This is a genomic window from Priestia sp. SIMBA_032 (assembly GCF_046535215.1).
Taxonomy (GTDB): Bacteria; Bacillota; Bacilli; order Bacillales; family Bacillaceae_H; genus Priestia; species Priestia aryabhattai.
This window is the reverse complement of record NZ_JAWRXD010000003.1, coordinates 589274-606887: the sequence shown is the minus strand read 5'-3', so window position 1 is coordinate 606887 and position 17614 is coordinate 589274. Positions and strand designations below refer to the sequence as shown.

Annotated in this window: 13 protein-coding genes and 1 pseudogene; 10 read left to right on the top strand and 4 right to left on the bottom strand. The window is 38.4% G+C overall.

Features of this window, described 5'->3' with window-relative positions; all coding sequences use genetic code 11:
• Window positions 1–23 precede the first annotated feature (23 nt).
• The 3 genes from ltaS (at window position 24) to SB717_RS13235 (ending at window position 3941) form a co-directional block, all read left to right on the top strand.
• Window positions 24–1961 carry a lipoteichoic acid synthase gene (gene ltaS / locus SB717_RS13245; RefSeq protein ID WP_029714994.1) on the top strand — a complete coding sequence of 646 codons (1938 nt, stop codon included), beginning with the start codon at window positions 24–26 and terminating at the stop codon, window positions 1959–1961.
• Window positions 1962–2126: 165 nt separating this feature from the next.
• Window positions 2127–2771 carry a 5-bromo-4-chloroindolyl phosphate hydrolysis family protein gene (locus tag SB717_RS13240; protein ID WP_074682006.1) on the top strand — a complete coding sequence of 215 codons (645 nt, stop codon included), beginning with the start codon at window positions 2127–2129 and terminating at the stop codon, window positions 2769–2771.
• A gap of 24 nt (window positions 2772–2795) precedes the next feature.
• Window positions 2796–3941 carry a toxic anion resistance protein gene (locus SB717_RS13235; RefSeq protein ID WP_410903891.1) on the top strand — a complete coding sequence of 382 codons (1146 nt, stop codon included), beginning with the start codon at window positions 2796–2798 and terminating at the stop codon, window positions 3939–3941.
• A 46-nt stretch (window positions 3942–3987) separates the two neighbouring features.
• Here SB717_RS13235 and SB717_RS13230 read toward each other — a convergent pair whose 3' ends face one another.
• The gene (locus SB717_RS13230) at window positions 3988–4563 is read right to left on the bottom strand and encodes a hypothetical protein (RefSeq protein WP_410903890.1); all 576 of its coding nucleotides are present in this window, start codon (window positions 4561–4563) and stop codon (window positions 3988–3990) included.
• 21 nt (window positions 4564–4584) lie between these two features.
• Window positions 4585–5094, bottom strand: a complete 510-nt coding sequence (locus tag SB717_RS13225; RefSeq protein ID WP_410903889.1) for a hypothetical protein — start codon at window positions 5092–5094, stop codon at window positions 4585–4587.
• Window positions 5095–5233: 139 nt separating this feature from the next.
• Here SB717_RS13225 and SB717_RS13220 point away from each other — a divergent pair, with 139 nt between their 5' ends.
• Both SB717_RS13220 and SB717_RS13215 read left to right on the top strand, forming a co-directional pair.
• The gene (locus SB717_RS13220; RefSeq protein ID WP_013056734.1) at window positions 5234–5377 is read left to right on the top strand and encodes a hypothetical protein; all 144 of its coding nucleotides are present in this window, start codon (window positions 5234–5236) and stop codon (window positions 5375–5377) included.
• A complete protein-coding gene (locus tag SB717_RS13215) occupies window positions 5378–6145 on the top strand; it encodes a polysaccharide deacetylase family protein (protein ID WP_029714999.1) in 768 nt (255 codons plus the stop codon).
• A 39-nt stretch (window positions 6146–6184) separates the two neighbouring features.
• On the opposite strand, the gene SB717_RS13210 is transcribed toward SB717_RS13215, so the two are convergent.
• Window positions 6185–7663 carry a potassium/proton antiporter gene (locus SB717_RS13210; protein ID WP_098620921.1) on the bottom strand — a complete coding sequence of 493 codons (1479 nt, stop codon included), beginning with the start codon at window positions 7661–7663 and terminating at the stop codon, window positions 6185–6187.
• Window positions 7664–7827: 164 nt separating this feature from the next.
• Window positions 7828–9204, bottom strand: a complete 1377-nt coding sequence (locus tag SB717_RS13205) for a M28 family peptidase (RefSeq protein WP_410903888.1) — start codon at window positions 9202–9204, stop codon at window positions 7828–7830.
• A 325-nt stretch (window positions 9205–9529) separates the two neighbouring features.
• Between SB717_RS13205 and SB717_RS13200 the strand changes: the two genes are divergently transcribed.
• The 5 genes and pseudogenes from SB717_RS13200 to SB717_RS13180 all read left to right on the top strand — a co-directional run bounded on the left by SB717_RS13200 (window position 9530) and on the right by SB717_RS13180 (window position 17596).
• Window positions 9530–10813 carry an ATP-binding protein gene (locus SB717_RS13200; protein ID WP_410903887.1) on the top strand — a complete coding sequence of 428 codons (1284 nt, stop codon included), beginning with the start codon at window positions 9530–9532 and terminating at the stop codon, window positions 10811–10813.
• A gap of 104 nt (window positions 10814–10917) precedes the next feature.
• Window positions 10918–11286, top strand: coding sequence for a hypothetical protein (locus tag SB717_RS13195; protein WP_013056739.1), 369 nt, complete (start codon window positions 10918–10920; stop codon window positions 11284–11286).
• A gap of 232 nt (window positions 11287–11518) precedes the next feature.
• A complete protein-coding gene (locus SB717_RS13190; protein ID WP_410903886.1) occupies window positions 11519–12913 on the top strand; it encodes an L-cystine transporter in 1395 nt (464 codons plus the stop codon).
• A 79-nt stretch (window positions 12914–12992) separates the two neighbouring features.
• Window positions 12993–15974 (top strand): annotated as a pseudogene (gene pulA, locus SB717_RS13185) (type I pullulanase).
• A 128-nt stretch (window positions 15975–16102) separates the two neighbouring features.
• Entirely contained in the window at window positions 16103–17596 is a 1494-nt protein-coding gene (locus SB717_RS13180) for an aldehyde dehydrogenase family protein (protein WP_013082880.1), read from the top strand.
• The last annotated feature ends 18 nt before the right edge of the window (window positions 17597–17614 follow it).

The window sequence follows — 17614 nt, the reverse complement described above, 5'->3', positions numbered from 1 at the left end:
TCAATAGAGACAGAGGTGGGAATATGAAACAGCTCATGACAAACGGTAAAAATATTTTTTCGAAACAGCTGCCGTTATTTCTAATTGCAGTTTTGTTGTTTTGGATTAAAACGTATACCGTTTATCGTATCGAATTTAACTTAGGGCTAGATAATTTTATGCAAAAGTTCTTACTTTTCATAAACCCAATTGGTTCGGCAATTTTCTTTTTTGCCATTGCATTACTATTTAAAGGGCGCGGAAAAGTACGAGCGCTGCTTGGAATGAATTTTTTACTTTCATTCATCCTTTACGCAAATGTAGTATACTATCGCTTCTTTAATGATTTTATTACTGTCCCTGTATTGACTCAGTCAAACAACTTTGGTCAATTAGGCGGCAGTGCTATGGCTTTAATTAGCCCAACTGATATTTTATACTTCACAGATTTCTTTATTCTTTTAGTTTTAGTATTATGGAAAAAAGTTGACTTACCAGCAACAATTAGTCGACGTACTGTGACAGGTGTATTTTTATCAGGGATTTTATTCTTAAGTGCCAACATCGCACTAGCGGAAATGGATCGTCCTCAACTATTAACAAGAACATTTGACCGCAACTATTTAGTAAAATATTTAGGAACGTATAACTATACGATCTATGACATCATCCAGAGCTCGAAATCTTCAGCACAGCGCGCGCTAGCAGATAGCAGTGATGTGGCTGAGGTAGAGAACTATGCAAAAGCAACGTATGCTGAGCCGAACAAAGAATATTTTGGTCAAGCAAAAGGCAAAAACGTTATCTATATATCATTAGAGTCACTTCAGTCATTTATGATTGGTTATAAGTTAAATGGTGAAGAAGTAACGCCATTCTTAAATTCACTATTAAAAGATCAGAACACAATGTATTTCGATAACTTCTTCCATCAAACAGGGCAAGGTAAAACGTCAGATGCTGAATTCATGATGGAGAACTCATTATTCGGCTTACCTCAAGGTTCTGTATTTACAACAAAAGCAAATAACACCTATCAGTCGCTATCTGGTATTCTAGATCAGCAAGGCTATACAACATCTGTGTTCCACGGAAATGGAAAATCGTTCTGGAATCGTGATGAGATGTATAAATCAATGGGTGTAGAAAAATTCTTTGATTCAGCTTATTACAATATGTCAGACGAAGATACGCTGAACTATGGTTTAAAAGATAAACCTTTCTTTAAAGAATCAATGCCGTACCTAAAAGGCTTAAAGCAGCCATTTAGCGCGAAGTTCATTACGTTATCAAACCACTTCCCTTATCCACTAGATAAGGAAGACCAAACGATTGGGCCTCACAATACGGGAGATAAGTCAGTTGACCAATACTTCCAAACGGCTCGTTATTTAGATGAATCAATCAAGCAGTTCTTTGAGGATTTACAGGCCTCTGGTTTAGCAGACAATACGATGGTTGTGATGTACGGTGACCACTACGGTATTTCTGAAAACCATAAGCGTGCAATGGGCAAAGTAATGGGTAAAAACATCAATGATTTTGAACAAGCTCAACTGCAGCGCGTACCATTATTTATTACTTCACCAGGCCTTAAAGGCGGCGTAAATCATACGTATGGTGGAGATGTAGATGTTCGTCCAACAGTGATGCATTTATTAGGTCTTGATACAAAAGACTATATTGACTTTGGTACAGACTTATTATCAAAAGAACATCAGCAAGTTGTACCTTTCCGTAACGGTGACTTTGTTACACCGAAGGTAACAAAAGTTGATCAGAAAGTGTATGACAACGCAACGGGCAAGCAGCTTTCAGATAAGGAAGCGAAACAGTATGATAAGTATGATGATCTAGTTAAGAAAAAGCTAGAACTATCAGATAAACTTGTTTACGGAGACTTACTCCGCTTTCATACACCAGAAGGGTTCAAACCAATTGAACGCTCGAAGTATGATTACAACAAGCGCGAAGATCAATAAAAAACAGGCAGCTTTAAAAGCTGCCTGTTTTTTTGTTTTGTGAAACCTTTAAGGGATTTATCCGTATATAAATTATAACAGTAATCGTTTTAAGAGATGGGAAGACAATGGTATAATATGTATACGTTTAAAAGTTCGGTCACATTTAAGATAGGAGTGAAAGCGATGAAAGTCGTTCGAATCATAAAAAAGATTCTTGCCATTTGGGTAACAGGAGCAGTAGCCGTTCCGGTCAGCTATTTCGGATTCAGTACCACGATGATTCAATCCTTTGGCATTAGTATAGGAGTAATGGTCGTGATGAGCCTGCTTTTTATTATAAGCAGTGTTCGACGTCATTATCAAAATCCGTATAGAGAAGAAATTGCATACGTTCGTCATCAAGTAAAAGAGGCAAGAAAGCAATTAAGAACCATTGGAAGCTATCGTTTTAAAATTCGGTCTGTTCATATGTGGACAGAACTTTCTAAACTATACAAAGTAGGCAAAAGCATCATTGAAATGGTAGAAAAAGAGCCCGCACGATATAAAGATGTTCAGCCCTTTTTTACAAACTATTTACAATCAACGGTTACCGTCATTGAAAGGTATATGTTTTTATTATCAAAACCAACGAAAAGCATAGAAGTAAAAGAAAGTCTTCATGAAGCGGAAGACATGCTGCGCGGGTTATCAGGGAAGTATGAGCATTTATTAACAAATGCCCTTTCACAAGATAAGCTGACATTAGATGTAGAGCTTAAAGTGCTAAAACAAGCATTTGAAGAAGAGCAGCCGTATATACCGACAGCTACTAATCGCACAAAGTAATGTAAATGCAAAGGATGGGATTTTATGATGAAAGAATATAATCAAAATCAATCGTTAGATGCGCTGCTTGATGATCCTTTTGCGTCGCCTACCCCGCAGTTACAACCGGATTCTCGCGCTGCAAAAAGAAGCACATACGATGATTTGACGCCGGAATATCAGGAAAAAGCACAGAAAATCGCAAATCAAATTGATTATAAAAATCAGCAGGCTATCTTACAGTACGGGGTGGCAGCTCAGTCAGAACTATCTCAGTTTTCTCAATCTGTACTACAGCATGTTCAAACGAAAGATACGGGACCAGTAGGAGACGTTATAGGAGATTTGATGAGTAAGATTCGCCAAGTGAATCCTGATGACTTTTCTGTAAAGAAAAAGGGAGTCATCGGTCGATTGTTTTCAGGAGTCTCTAGGCCGATTCAAAATTTATTAACAAAATATCAAAGCATTAATGTTGAAATTGATAAAATCGCAGATAAGTTAGAGCGATCAAAACAAATGCTGTATCGAGACATTACAATGTTAGATAGCTTATATGATAAAAATAAACAGTTTTACGAGGCGCTTAACGTCTACATCGCAGCGGCAGAATACAAGTTAGTGGGGCTGCAGAATGAAACGCTGCCCCAGCTTCAGCAAACAGCTTCTCAAAAAAATGACTACTTGATGGCTCAGGAGGTCAATGATTTGAATCAGTTTATTAATAGGCTAGAAAAACGAGTGCATGATTTAAAACTGAGCCGTCAAATTGCCATTCAAAGTGCACCGCAGATTCGATTAATTCAAGAAGTCAATCAGACCCTTGTTGAAAAAATTCAAAGTTCTATTTTAACAGCTATTCCCCTTTGGAAAAATCAAGTAGTAATCGCAACCACTTTATTACGCCAAAAGAAAGCAATGGAAGCCCAAAAGCAAGTATCTAAGACAACAAACGACTTGCTTACTAAAAATTCAGAGCTGCTCAAGCAGAATACGATTGAAGTAGCTCGTGAAAATGAGGCGGGGATTGTTGATATCGAAACATTGAAAAAAACGCAGTCTGATTTGATTACTACGTTAGAAGAAGTACTAAAGATACAAGAAGAAGGACGTACGAAGCGTACGGAGGCAGAATCAGAGCTATATCAAATGGAAAAAGATTTAAAAACTAAACTATTAGATATGAAATAAAGAAAAAGCCGGTTTACACACTTTGTAAACCGGCTTTTTCTCTGTTTTATGCATTTTGAAGCGTTCTCGCCATTTCTAAAAACGGAGTTAAATCCCTTTCGGATTTAGGAGCAAAGATCGTTAACCGGAAAGTAGGGTGTTGATTTTGCTTTCGAACAAGAAAACCGTATGCGTTACTTTTATCATCGGAAGCTTTGTACGCAGCTTCTATCTCTAAGCTATGGTGAATGAGGTGCGTGTCAAGGAAAGCCACTTCCGAAAAGCCAGCTCTTAAAATGTCTTTTGTTTCTTTCTTAAGCTCCTCTACACTTTTATTTGAGGGAAACACTTCAATCCGCATCCACAAAGCATCATTTTTTTTATTGTAAATGACATCTTTCCGGGGCTCTTCTTCTGTAAACTCGTATCCTTCTAGTACGTAAAGCGTATATTTTTGATTACTGCTTCTTTTAAGATAACCCACATCTGTTCTGCTGCTTCCCTTGTAAAGATAGGTGAAGTTTTGCTGTGGCAAGCGTTCTCTTGGAGTTTCTTCTTGTGTGTTGATAAGCTCTTCACGAAAAGCAGTTGAGCAGCCACTCATCAAACATATAAAACAAACAAGAAATATCTTTTTTTTCATAGCTGGCTTCCTTATCTATTTTCATTCATGCGTTTTTACTGAGTTAACAATTGAAATTAACTTTTTTTCATCATCAGAATTTCTAGCCGTAACCATCGTGATTTTTAAAGCAGGGTGCCCTTTTGTTTCTCTTAGTACATATAGCTTTGCCGTTTCTTTTTTACTCCCGGATGTAGATGCAAACCCAACGGGTTGAATAAATAGGGATGTAGAAGAAATTTTTAACGATTTTCCAAACTGGTCATCAAACAATTCTTTTGAACGATCTAGATATGATTTACTTGTACTTTCTTTCTCGGAAAGGACTTCAATTCGCATCCACGTATAGGGAGTCTTGGTTGAAAAAAGAATATCTTTTCCCTCTTCTTCTTTTTGAATCGTATATTCACCGGGCAATGAAAGAGAATATCCTTGTTCGCTTACGGTGAGCTGCTGATGTTTCTGGTTGCTTTCACTGATTGCTTTAACAGAAGGCAGTATAACCATGGTTCCGCTTATCATTAACAGAAGCGCTAAATAAAATTTTCTCATGTATATATCTCCTATTCAAAACGCTAGACAGCGTGTAATTACTATATAAAAATGTTTTCGTCATGTTAGAAGCTGTAGGTTTATTTTTGACTTTTTGGTAAAGCTAAAAACACAATCAATTAGTAATGGAGAGAAGACTATGAAAAACCGTAAATCAACTTCTGCAGCTAATCGCCGTCAACAGCGCGTGTGTTTGGGTGATGAACGATTATTTGCAGTTGGTATTAAAGCGTTTATTGACAATACGCATGAATCACACCTAGACAAAAAAGGAGGTCATTGAGTGAAATGGTGCTTGTCAATTATCATTATTGTTTCCATTAATTTCTATGGTATTCAGGCGGATGCTGCAAAGAAGAGCAGATTTTATTATGAAAAAACAGGAGATATCGTGTGGGAAGTTCCCATGAAAGATGAGAAGTTAATTGCGCTTACATTTGATGATGGACCAGATCCTAAATATACGCCGACCATTTTGAATTTATTGCAAGAGTACGGTGCCAAAGCAACTTTTTTTGTAGTGGGCGATCGAATAACGTCTTTTCCCAAGCTTGCTCAAAGAGAAGTTCGTGAAGGTCATGAACTTGCTAATCATACATATAGCCATTTGAAAGTAAGGGGCCAGGAAGTAGAAAGAATTGAACAGGAAATTGAAAAAGCGGATGAACGTATACAAGCTATTACAGGAATAAAACCGTACCTGTTTCGTCCACCTACTGGCTATTATGACGATCAGGTAGTAAAAGCTGCTAAAAATCAGCAGTATACTATTATTCTTTGGTCTTGGCATCAAGATACATTTGATTGGAGAAATCCAGGCGTAGGTAAAATTGTAAGTCAAGTGCTTAACCATGCCAGGTCAGGAGATATTGTATTGTTTCATGATACTGGAGGAGATCGAACCCAAACCATTGAAGCATTAAAACAAATTTTACCAAAGTTAAAGGAAGAGGGGTATAAATTTGTAACGGTGTCAGAACTTTTAAAACATCACCCCAATTATAAATCTCTTTATTTGATGCAGCAGCAAAAACAGCACACCGTTCAATAAGCGGGTGCTGTTTTTCTAGTAAAAGCTTTAGCCAATTTTTTAACTGGTTTTTCCTTCTCTTTCATCTCCATCAGACGTATTTTTTTGGAAAAATGCTTTTACTTTATCTCGTTTTTTCTTCGAAATAAGAATATATAATGTATCACCTGCAAAAATTTGTGTATTTCCTCTAGGTGTAAGTAATTTATCATCTCGAATAACAGCAGTCACTAAAATGTCTTCAGGGAGGTGAAGTTCTTCAAGCGATTTTCCTGATATATCTGCATGTTCCACGAGCTTCAACTCAATCATTTCATTTTTGGTTTTGCCCATCGAAACAAGCTCGAGACTGTGAGGAACCGTCTCTTTTTCACCTTGAGAAAGGTTTAGAAATTTGGCTAAAGGAGCGATTGTTGCTCCTTGAAGAAGAGCGGAAGTTAAGACAACAAAGAAAACGACGTTAAAAATCAGCGTGCTGTTCTCCAAACCTGCCATCATAGGATAGGTAGCCAATACAATTGGAACAGCTCCTTTTAAGCCGGCCCAAGAAATAAACAGTTTTTCTTGAGATGAGTATTTAGCAAACATCATCGAAAGAAATACGCCGAGTGGACGAGCGACAAACATAAGTAAAAGAGATAACAGTATACCCTGCCAAATGATATCTAGCAGTTGATTAGGAAAGACAAGAAGGCCGAGTAAAATAAACATTAAAATTTGCATCATCCATGCAAAACCTTCGTTAAAGCGGACAATTGTGTGACGATAAGTTAGATCTGCATTTCCTACTACCACTGCCATTACGTATACAGCAAGTAGACCGCTTGCGTCTACAAATGTGGAAATTCCATAGGTTAAGGCGGCCAATGACAATGTAAGCACAGGGTAAAGCCCTGAAGAATCCAAATTAATTCGATTAATAATCCAAACGGATGCTTTTCCAAGTACTAAACCAAGTATCAGCCCGATTCCCATTTGCCAAAAGAAATTAAGGATTAATGAGAGGATAGGAGAGTCTGGATGTTGAATTAATTCAATAATAGAAACGGTTAAGAAAATGGCCATCGGATCATTGGAACCAGATTCTGCTTCTAGCGTGGAGTTTAGTTTTTGGCGGATGTTCTGTGTCCCTAGTACAGAGAACACGGCTGCAGCATCTGTAGAGCCAACGATTGCCCCAAATAAAAAGCCTTCAAGCCAAGTAACGCCCAAAATATATTTGGCAAGTACACCCGTTAAAACTGTCGTAATGAGGACTCCGAAAGTAGCTAATGAAACGGAAGGGCGAACAACGCGTTTGACATCTTTCCATTTGGTCTGCACGCCCCCATCAAAAAGAATAATGATAAGCGCTAATATTCCGAATCCTTGTGTTAAAAGAGCATTGTCAAAGTAGATGTAGTGGCTAACAACCATTCCTACAATAATAAAGAGTACAAGCGAAGGGACGCCAAGGCGAGTAGAGAACTTGGCAGTAAGTACCCCTATGACAAGGAGAATAGATAATAAAAGAATTGAATGGTCTACCGTAAAATCCAAAAAATACACCTCTTTTGGTCAAAATTTTTATGTAAGCAATAAGTGAGGTTCCTCTATAATAATTGTAGCATAACGAATTTAAAACCTTGAGAAATCTGCTTATCAAAAAAAGAGATGCATAAACATCTCTTTTTTGGTCATGTATGAATAACAGGGATAGATTCTTATTTGACATCTTGCTCGTAATAAAGATGAGGTGCTTTAAATGTTGCTTTCTTTTTAACGGAAGGACCTTGTTGGTCGGGACGGGAACGATCGTAAATAGCTGTTCCAACAATCTCAGCCACATCTTGAAGTTTTTCTTTGCTTATTTTATCAAGGGTATCTTCAGGCGTATGATACCAAGGTTCAGACGGACTGTGAATAAATAGAGCAGCCGGTATTCCTGCCTCTGCAAAAGGAACGTGATCACTGCGGCCGCCAGCTTGGAATGGCGTAGGTGATCCATTTAATCTTGTACTTGAAGCTTGAGCTAATTCTGTGACAAGATTTGGTGTTCCATCAGCTGTATTCATCACCAAATCTCCTGCATCTCGACTTCCTACCATGTCTAAATTAAACATTCCAACAATACGATTTTTCTCATCTTCAGAGAGCTCACCAACATAATGCTCGGATCCTAGTAAGCCTACTTCTTCAGCTCCAAATGTAACAAATCGCAGTTCTGTATCAGTAGGAAGAGTTTTAAATACGCGAGCTAATTCAAGCACCATTGCTGTTCCAGAAGCATCGTCATTTGCCCCAGGTGCTCCGGCCACAGAATCATGATGAGCACCTATTACAATAATATCATTTGTTCCTTTTTTCTTAAAAGTAGAAGGTTTAGTAGCGGTTACATTATAAGATGTTCGCTCACTTACGACAGCTCCTTCAATTTTTACTGTACCTGAAGGCTTTTCGCCTTTTTGAATAGAAGTAAGAATCTTTTCACCTGCTTCTTTGGTAACAGCAAGAGATGGAATGTAGTTATCATTAGCGCCGCCAAGCGTTCCGTTTAGCTCACCGTCTGTATTATTAAAAATAATGACGGCTGCAGCCCCTTTTTCAGCAGCATTTAATACTTTTTCACCAAAAGTAACAGTGCCTCGCTGAACTAATACAATTTTACCTGTCACATCTTTGTTTGCTAAATTATCTTTTGTACCGAGCCCTCCATCGACAATTTCAGCTGTGACATTTCCATTGGTGCTATAAGTAAAAGTTGTTGGAGAGTAGCTGATACCGTTTACGCTTAGTGAAAAACTAGCTGCTGGTGTGTAACCGGTAAAGGTAAAAGGCTCCACTTCGCTCTCATAGCCTAGTTTAGACAAACGCTTTTGAACAAATGTAGCAGCTTCGAGTTCAGCTTCAGTTCCTGCCACACGAGGTTTTTTTGAGAGATACGCAATGTCTTGATAAATTTTCTCAGCATTGATTTTTTTTAATACTTTTTGTTCAGAACTTTGATGGTGAGAAGCATTTGCAGAAGTAGAAGCTTGTACACTTGTAAAAGATAAAGTCAAACTTGTTGCTACAGCCAAAGAAATCACGGTTTTTCTCATTAAAATCCCCCTAAATTTATCGATGTAGTTGGTACTATTCGAATTTACAATATTAAGAAAATACAAAAAAGAGTATTATTACCTAAATGTTCCATGATATTCCGTATCTAAATTCCTATTTTAATAGAGAAAATAATTCAAATAAAAGGAAAATGCGGAAACAAATAAAGAAGATAAAAGAAACTGTGTCAAAAGTAATAAAAAAAGGTATTAGATAAGAATAAAAAAATAAGGTAAACTAGTTTAAAAGTAAGAAGAATATTCAGAACTTAATTGATGAAACATAGAGAGTATTCACGTAAAAAACAAAGGCTGGTGGGAAATATTGATAAAAAATAGGGAGGGTGTACGAAAAGCAGCGGCCGTAGCGGGTCTTCTGCTTGTAGGGGTGTACATCGTCTTTCAAACAATGGCATTTTTTAAAGGAGCATATGCTCTTAGCAGTTTGATAAAAGATAGCTTACTAGTGGGCGTAACGGCTGGCACGTTTTATTTACTTCACATGCGTTCGGTTCATACCCAGGTGTCTGATGAACAATATCAGCTTGCTACATTAATAAATTCAATGCCAGATTTTATTTGTTTTAAAGATGGGACTGGCAAATGGGTGGCTGTCAATGATTTTGGAAGAGAACTTTATCATTTAAAGGGTATTGATTACAGGGGTAAAACCGATGCAGAACTTGGGGAGCTTGTGCCTTTCTTTCAAGCCGCTTTCTTACACTGTATTTCATCGGATGAAGAAGCTTGGAGGAAAAAGGAAAAGGTACGTACGGAAGAAGCGTTTGAAATACCAAACGGCGAGGTCAAAACATTTGATGTTATTAAAGTACCTGTGTTTTTTGATGATGGCTCAAGAAAAGCTCTTATTACAATTGGACGGGATATCACTCAGCAAAAGCTTGCAGAAGCGCTTCTGATAAAAAAGGAAAAGCTTTCTGTAGTAGGCGAATTAGCTGCTGGAATTGCCCATGAAATTAGAAATCCGCTTACGAGTATTAAAGGGTTTGTTCAGCTCATGAAAGAAACAGACCGATCCGCGGTAGGGTATGCTAACATCATGCTTGATGAGCTGGAACGAATTAATGGTATTGTTAGTGAAATGCTCCTTTTGTCAAAACCTGAAAGTGAGCATTTTCGCGTGTTTTCTCTTACAGAAGCGGTTAAGTATGTAATGAGTTTAACTTCCCATGAAGCTTTATTGAAAAACATTGACTTCTTATACGATGAACAAACAAATAACGCTAGTGTGTATGGAAATAAGAATCACCTTATTCAAGTATTACTTAATGTTTTTAAAAACGCAATTGAGGCAATGGATAAGCCTGGGAATATTTACATTACAATCAAAACAGCGCAGGATAATCATATTTTTATAGAAGTTAGAGATGAGGGAGTAGGAATTTCTAAAGACCGTCTAGAACATATAGGAGAACCGTTTTTTACTTTAAAAGAAAAAGGAATGGGGCTTGGGTTAACAATCAGCTCCAAAATTATTCATGATCATCACGGTACCCTGCAGATTAAGAGTGAGCAGAACAAAGGGACGATTGTTAAAATCCGACTGCCTCTGTATGTCGAAGATACGGCGGTTTTTGCAAGCAATTGAAATGTTGTAAACGAAAAGTAATGAAAACGTCATCCATTTCTTATTGCTAAACGCAGCCGTACATGATGTAATAAAAGAAACGAACATGTCAGGAAGGTAGCAAAATGAGACGTGCAGATCAAAAAATTATATTACCGTATACACCGGAAAATTTAAGAATGCTATTGCTTCAAGTATGTGACGGAGAAAATCCGTTTTCTCATCAAGACCTTGCGTATTGGTGTGATAAATATACTCTCCATTATTATGAGTATGAAGCGGATGAAACACAGTGGATGAATGATATGCAGCAGACAGATAATAGGCAAGATCTAGCTAAATCCTATGCCATTGCTAAAGATATTGGCTGGCAGTGGTACTTTTATATGGCTAGAGGAACGACGCTATCTGATATTCAATATGTCGAGCTTCACGAACTAGAATTACCTAGACATTTGTTTGTAAAATGGCTAAATGAATTATATGAAATGTAATCCTATATATGAATTGTAGTACATCCGGTCTGATGAAAGAAAGGCCATCTCTGGTAACGGAGCAACAAGCGTAAAATAGAAAGCTAAGGAAAATCCTTAGCTTTTTTGTTTTGTCGAAATTATTCAAAAAAACTGTCTTCAGGAAAAGTATAAAACCTAGTTGACTTATTGGTATTGTTATATTATAAGTAATAGAGACATAATTTATGGAAAAATTACGGGGGGAACATCTATGAATAACTTATTGGTCATTCTAAACATCCTTATTATGCTGGCATTGCTTGCGGGGCTGTTTATGATGCAGAAAAAACATGTATCATTTTCAAAGCGTGTGTTTACAGCGCTTGGACTAGGAATTATTTTTGGCTTTGCTCTTCAGTGGGTGTATGGTCCGACTCATGAAGTAACGATAACGACCGCCGATTGGTTTAGCATTGTAGGAAGCGGATATGTGAAGTTTCTGCAAATGATTGTCATGCCGCTTGTATTTGTATCGATTGTAGCGGCATTCACTCGCTTAAAATTGACGAGCAATATTGGAAAGATTAGTAGTTTAATTATTGGGATTTTGCTTGTTACAACAGCGATAGCAGCTGCAATTGGTATTTTTACAACAACGAGCTTTAATTTAGAATCTGTCCAAATCACAAAAGGGGAAGCGGAACTTCAGCGCGGAGAGGACTTAGAAAGCAATTTATCTAGTTTAGAAGCAAAAACAATCCCGCAGCAAGTAGTAGAATTATTACCTGCTAACCCGTTTCTTGATTTAACAGGCGCACGCTCAACTTCTACGATTGGCGTTGTCATCTTTGCGGCATTTGTTGGAATTGCGTATTTAGGCGTGAAACGTAAAAAGGCTGAGGAAGCGGCGTTATTTTCAAAAATTATTGATATGCTTTATGCAATTGTCATGCGTGTAGTGACGCTAATTCTTCGTTTAACTCCTTATGGGGTACTTGCAATTATGACCAAAACAGTAGCAACGAGTGATATTGATGCAATTGTTAAACTTGGAAAATTTGTTGTAGCATCATATGTCGCATTGGCAGCTATGTTTATTGTTCACTTAGTTATTCTAACAATCATCGGTGTAAATCCGATCACATATGTTAAGAAAGTATTTCCTGTATTGGCGTTTGCCTTTACTTCCCGTACAAGTGCTGGAGCATTACCTTTGAATGTTAACACACAAACAAGACAGTTAGGGGTTCCAGAAGGAATTGCGAATTTTGCAGGTTCATTTGGTCTTACAATTGGTCAAAACGGATGCGCTGGAATATATCCAGCTATGTTAGCTGTTATGATTGCACCAACGGTAGGTATTAATCCTTTAACACCTTCATTTATTTTCACGTTGATTGCCATTGTAGCAATTAGTTCGTTTGGCGTAGCAGGGGTTGGCGGAGGAGCGACATTTGCCGCTTTACTTGTATTATCTTCTATGAATTTGCCCGTAGCGCTAGCCGGGTTATTAATTTCAGTAGAACCATTGATTGATATGGGACGTACGGCACTTAATGTAAGTGGAAGCATGACAGCCGGAGTCGTAACTAGTAAACTGACAAAAGAGCTAGATACAAACGTATACAACGATCAAACCATCTCGCCTGAAACAGCAGAAGTGTAAACGAGATAAGGCATCCATAGTTAACATTGTTAACTATGGATTTTTTTTCTTCAACCGCATAAAATAGGAAAAAATACTTATGATAACGCTTCCAAAAAAGGTTATAGTGAAAAATGTGTACGTACTTTATTTTACGGGAGGGTTTTCATTGAAACGTAGTTGGACTAAATATACAATGGTACTGATGGCTTTACTCTTACTAGTAAGCTCTTTTTTTAGCCCATTTATGCAATCGTTTGCATCTGCAGCAGACTCAACTAAAATCATGATTCACTATCAGCCTGCTCCAAATGATACAAAGGAATGGGGATTATGGGTTTTTCCCGAAGGAGGAGAAGGGAAGCCTTACGCGTTTACAGGGGAAGATCAATTTGGAAAAGTAGCGGAAGTTGAATTACCCGGTACTTATGACAAAGTAGGTTTTATTGTTCGAACAGAGTCGTGGGAAAAAGATGGAGGAGACCGCTTCGTTTCGGTGGAGAACGGTGAAGGAGAAGTATGGGTGAAAAGTGGAGATGAACATACATATACGTCTCCTCCTGACGGTGAATACCGAGATTTACCGAAGTTCGATAAAGTAAACGTTACCTTAAATTATCACCGGTACGACGGAGATTACAGCGGGTGGAATATTTGGACATGGCCAGGTGATGAAAAAGAAGGGAAGCAAATCGAATTTACGGAAGACACGAATTTTGGGAAGAGGGCGACCTACGCCATTAACAGTGGAAGTGGTAATTTATTTGACAAAATTGGTTTTATTGTACGCCATTCTACTAGTGACAGCGATTGGGAAAATAAAGACGGAGGAGACCGCTTTATTACCAAGGTTGATAAAGGTGGGAATGTAGAAGTATGGATTGTTCAAGGACAAAATCAAATTTATTATGATAGAGCTGGAGTAGATATCACTCGGAAAATCACGAAAGCGACGATGGATACATTTAACCAAATTACCTTAGAAACAAACGTGCCGTTTGACTCTTCTAAGAGTTTAGGAGACATTGAAATTGACGGAGCTCAAATTGAGAAAGTGATACCTTATAAAGAGAGAGAAGACGCTACTACTACTACTAAAGTTAAAATCATAACAAAACAGCCTTTGGACGTTACAAAAACGTATAGAGTTAAGCAAAAAGGCTAAGGCTCAGCTGAGGTAGTCAATGGAAATGTCGTTCGCACGAAAGAATTTGACGAAAAGTATGCATATAGCGGAAACGATTTAGGAAACACGTATTCTAAGAAACAAACAAATTTTCGCGTGTGGGCTCCAACCGCAAGCGAAGCAAAGCTAGTGATTTATTCGTCATGGAATTCCAAAGCTGTAAAAGAAATTTCTATGAATAAAAGTGAAAAAGGAACGTGGAAAGCGGAGTTAAAAGGAAATCAAGATGAACTAATTTACACGTACAAAGTAAAAATTGGGAACAGCTGGAACGAAGCGGTTGATCCATATGTACGAGCAACAACGGTGAATGGAGATCGCGGAGTTGTCGTAGATTTGGCTAAGACAAATCCGAGAAAGTGGAGTACAGATAAGCCGAAATTTAAAAATCCAGAAGATGCGATTATCTATGAACTGCACGTACGAGATTTATCGTCTCAAAAAGAGAGCGGTATCAAAAATAAAGGAAAATATTTAGGCGTAGCGGAGTGGAATACGAAAGGACCAAATGGAGTAAAAACAGGACTCAGTCATATTAAAGATTTAGGTGTGACGCACGTTCAGTTCCTGCCTATTTACGATTATCGCACGGTGGATGAAACGAAATTAAATGAGCCGCAGTTTAACTGGGGGTACGATCCAAAAAATTATAACGTCCCAGAAGGTTCCTATTCCACAAACCCATATAATCCTAAGACGAGAATCATTGAGCTTAAACAAATGATTCAAACGCTTCATGACAAGCAGCTTCGTATGGTAATGGACGTTGTCTATAATCATGTGTATGCAGTGAGTGAGCATAGCTTTGATAAACTAGTTCCAGGCTACTACTTCCGTTATAAAGAAGATGGAACTCTATCCAACGGAACAGGTGTTGGAAACGACACGGCTTCTGAACGGAAGATGGTTCGGAAGTTTATTGTAGATTCTGTGGCTTATTGGGCAAAAGAGTACCATATTGACGGGTTTCGTTTTGATTTAATGGGGATTCACGATACAAAAACAATGAATGAAGTGAGAAAGAAGTTAGATGAAATTGATCCTTCCATTATCGTCTTAGGAGAGGGCTGGGATCTAGGAACCGAGCTTGACGCTAAGCTCAAAGCTAACCAGAAAAACGCTCAGGACATGAATCGCATCGCTCACTTTAATGACGGTATGCGAGATGGTCTTAAAGGCAGCGTATTTTTTGATCGTGACACCGGATTTGTCAATGGAAAACTGGGACAAGAAAAGCTCATACAGCAAAGTATAGCAGCTGGAATTGATTATGATCGTTCAACTGCCACGTATGAAGATCCAGATCAAGTTGTTACGTATGTAGAAGCGCACGATAATCATACGTTATGGGATAAACTTCAGCTGACGAACCCTGCTGACACCGAGCAAACGAAAAAGCAAATGCACAAGCTTGCTTCTTCTATTATTTTAACATCTCAAGGAATGAACTTTATACATGCAGGTCAAGAGTTTATGAGAACAAAAGGCGGAGACCATAACAGCTATCAGTCACCCGATTCTGTCAATCAGCTAGATTGGAAACGCCGAGCAGCTTTCAGCCAAGAAGTAGATTACATGAAAGGACTTATTGCGCTTCGAAAGCAATATTCGTCATTTAGAATGACGAGTGCACAGGCTATTCATCAAAATTTACGCTTTGTTGATGCACCAGCAAACGTAGTAGGCTATACGTTAAATGCTAAAGCCAACAAAGATAAAGCAAACGAAATAATGGTGATTCATAATGCAAATAAACAAGCTCAAACGGTTCATTTGCCTTCTAACAGAACGTGGAGATTACTTGTTGGCGAGCAGGCAGGAACAAAAACGCTCCGTACGGTGAAAGGAAATACAGTAAACGTTTCGCCTCTTTCGACATTTGTACTAGTAAGATAAGTTTTAGGTAGCTAGAATACATGCAGAAAAATTCAGAATATTGTATGCGAAATTGTTGATTTTACTAGATAACATGGTAAAATATTCATTGTTAGCGTTTTCAAAATTCGTGGGGAGGTATGTATTTGATGCAAAATCTTGGAGCGAAAAAAGTTGAAATGAGTCCGAAAGTAGTGGAGTTTTTAAAAGGAGTTAAACAGCTATACATTAACGGCGAATGGGTAGACTCTGTTTCAGGAAAAACGTTTGAAACAGTAAATCCAGCAACGGGTGAAAAGTTGGCAGATGTAGCTGAAGCAAATCCAGAGGATATTGATCGTGCCGTCAGAGCGGCTAGAGAAGCCTTTGATCATGGACCTTGGACAAAGATGTCAGCAGCTGAAAGAAGTCGACTCATTTATAAATTAGCTGATTTAATGGAAACACATCAATTGGAACTTGCGCAGCTTGAAACGCTTGATAACGGAAAACCAATTCGTGAAACGTCAAATGCAGACATTCCATTAGCAATTGAACATTTCCGCTACTTTGCTGGGTGGTCGACTAAAATGGTTGGACAAACTATTCCTGTGCAAGGAGCGTATTTTAACTATACGAGATATGAACCAGTAGGAGTTGTTGGCCAAATTATTCCGTGGAACTTCCCGCTTTTAATGGCAGCTTGGAAGCTCGGAGCCGCTTTGGCAACTGGATGTACAATTGTGCTCAAGCCAGCCGAGCAAACGCCGCTTTCTGCACTTTACTTAGCTCGACTAGCCGATGAAGCAGGGTTCCCAAAAGGCGTGCTAAACATTGTGCCAGGCTACGGGAAAACAGCAGGTGAACCGCTTGTTCATCATGATCTTGTCGATAAAATTGCTTTTACGGGATCTACTGCTGTCGGAAAAGCAATTATGAAACAAGCTAGCGACTCTTTAAAGCGTGTGACGTTAGAGCTTGGAGGAAAATCACCAAACATCATCCTCCCGGATGCAGACTTAACAAAAGCTGTTCCTGGTGCGCTTTCAGGTATTATGTTTAACCAGGGACAAGTATGTTGTGCTGGAAGTCGTCTGTATGTCCAAAAAAGCTTATATGATAATGTCGTAGCTGATTTAGTTTCTCAAACGAAATCTATTAAACAAGGAAATGGATTAGCTGATGAGACAACAATGGGTCCGCTTGTATCTGCGCAGCAGCAAAAACGAGTGAAAACCTATATTGATAAAGGAATTGAAGAAGGAGCGGAAGTACTCGCAGGAGGAAACATACCGTTTGATCAAGGCTATTTCGTAGAACCGACTATCTTTGCAGATGTTGATCATTCGATGACGATTGCTCGTGAAGAAATCTTCGGTCCGGTTGTAGCTGCTATGCCATTTGACGATCTTGATGATTTGATTGCCAAAGCAAATGATACAGCATATGGTCTAGCAGCAGGCGTCTGGACACAGGATTTAAAGAAAGCACACTATATTGCTCATGGTATTAAAGCGGGTACAGTTTGGGTGAACTGTTACAACGTATTTGATGCAGCAAGCCCGTTTGGAGGTTATAAACAGTCGGGAATTGGTCGTGAAATGGGAAGCTATGCGCTTGATAATTACACTGAAGTTAAAAGTGTATGGATCAATATGGAATAAGAAGTAAGATTTTTTGTG